Annotated in this window: 2 protein-coding genes; one reads left to right on the top strand and one right to left on the bottom strand. The window is 39.8% G+C overall.

Features of this window, described 5'->3' with window-relative positions; translation table 11 throughout:
- Positions 1-136: 136 nt before the first annotated feature.
- The gene (locus tag K6G87_RS16285) at positions 137-274 is read left to right on the top strand and encodes a hypothetical protein (protein ID WP_296839632.1); all 138 of its coding nucleotides are present in this window, start codon (positions 137-139) and stop codon (positions 272-274) included.
- 26 nt (positions 275-300) lie between these two features.
- Here K6G87_RS16285 and K6G87_RS16280 read toward each other — a convergent pair whose 3' ends face one another.
- Positions 301-1596 (bottom strand): hypothetical protein, encoded by a 1296-nt coding sequence (locus K6G87_RS16280; RefSeq protein ID WP_296839630.1) that lies wholly within the window; start codon positions 1594-1596, stop codon positions 301-303.
- Positions 1597-2063 lie beyond the last annotated feature (467 nt).

Here is a 2063-nt window from a genome sequence, read left to right as displayed (position 1 = left end):
TGCTATAAATTTTTCAAGTCGACCGCTTCTAAAAGGAGCCTCAGCATCGTGAAGCTCCTTAAAACCCATTTCAATTCAGTAGTATCACCATCCGCACAGTTTTCATTTTTTATATCTACTTGGTGCGGTTTTCTTTATGCCTTTTTTTATAGAGCTGTACACTTACAGACTTCATGTAATCGCCGTCTTTGATCTCATAGATCTGCAGGGTCTTAAGGCTTTCTTCGTATTCGAAAGCTCTTTTGCCAAAAGAAAAAGCTACAGCCCTTTATAAGGCTGTAGCTTATCGCTTTAACTATATTAGTCGAGATTGCTATAGAAAGAATCAATGTTCTCTTCAGGAAGTGCTACAGGGTCAGAACCGTAATCCTGGTAGGCTGTGATACTAAGCTCATTGGCAGCAACATAGTTGGCTATGATCTGGGCTCTAAGCTCTTCTCTTATAGTCTCACTTTCGCCGTCTGAGATGAATGTATCATAGAGATCGCCAAATATCTTCTTGGCACTGTCTTCAAAGTCTGAACCATCTTCAACGAGGTCCATGGATATTACTTCGTAGCCTTCGTCAGTGCTCTTAATATGTATGCAGCCAGGATATGATCCTCCTGAGGTGCACTCAAGGATATCGCCGTTTAAATTGTAATTGAATATCCAGAAGTTACCATAAACCTTGATATCAGAATTGTCTGATTCATCCTCGGATATGATCACAGGGCATGGAATACATACATCGTAGTCACTATAATTCTTGCCAAGTTCCTGGATCATATAGTCGTATAATACGGTATAGAACAGTTCCGGTCCCGGATATTCATAAGCCGGGAGCTCGGCACTTGTCTGTCCTTCGCCTATAGGATGAAATTCTATGACTTCTACATTATCAAGTTCTGCAAAGAGGTCATTGAATCTGCTCTCAGCAGTCTCTGCATCATAGTCCTCAAACTGGCTGTTGCAGGTCTTATAATAATATGTTTCGCCGCCTTCAGCATCATAGCTTACATATGCTTCTTCAAGCTCTACCATGGCTTCGTTATCTATGACGTACTTGCTCATAAAGTGATTGCCGCCTACATACAGGTTGCCATCTGCAACTTCCAAAGGATAAGCTGTTCCTCCTGAAGATACAGTTGCAAGATATTCAGGGACTCCGTCTTTATATATGAAAATATCTGCATCTATGGCTGCGTATTGTCCCTCTTCCCACTCATAGGTTCCGCTTGATACAAGGAGTACGTCTGCATCTCCTATAGTGGCATTAGCATATCCCATGCCATCTTCAAGCTTATCAACTATCTGTGTGAAAGTATCACAGCCTGTTATATCTACGGATGCTTCCTGTGCCGGAGTTTCATATACATCAGATACATTGAATGATGCAGGGTCATAAGAGCCTGATGAATCCTGAGAAGATTCTGCTGCGGATGTTTCTTCAGTTGCGCCGCTATCTTCTGCGGTGCTATCTTCTGCAGTTTCTTTAGAAACAGTTTCATTGGAGGCTGCCCCTGTATCCTCCTGGTTACCAGATCCGGAGCATCCCATAAGGACAAGAGATGTTGTAAGACATGTTGCAATAATACTATAAGCTTTCTTCTTCATATACTCATTCCATCCTTTTGATTTTTTTGGTAATTACAATTAAATAGGGAGCTCTTGCTCCCCTTGTTTACTATTATAGCATTATTTATCAGATTTGGAATGGTATTATGTTATGAATGTTACATTATTTCGTTTTTGACATGGAGTTTGGTTATGGGTATTACATTATTATTGGGGGGGCATTAGATCATTTTAAAATTAAAAAAGCAGCTAACGCTCCGCGTTAGCTACTTGAGAGAGTTTTGGAAATATTCAAGGTGATTTCCGAGGGATATAATACCTTATATTCTTATATTTTGCAAGTACTTTTTTATAATGTGCTTAAATGCTTAAATGCTATAAGATTGTCTTTTCACAAAGCTGATCAGTTTTTCTTTTGGAATAGCAATTCTAGCTGCTGCAGCATCTTCTGATTCAATGTACTGCTCATCAGCCCTTGTGACTGTGTCGGGATATATCTTTAAAAA

The sequence above is a fragment of the Butyrivibrio sp. genome, from assembly GCF_024699075.1.
Note: the sequence above shows the minus strand (reverse complement) of the source record. Positions and strands in the feature narration are given on the sequence as shown.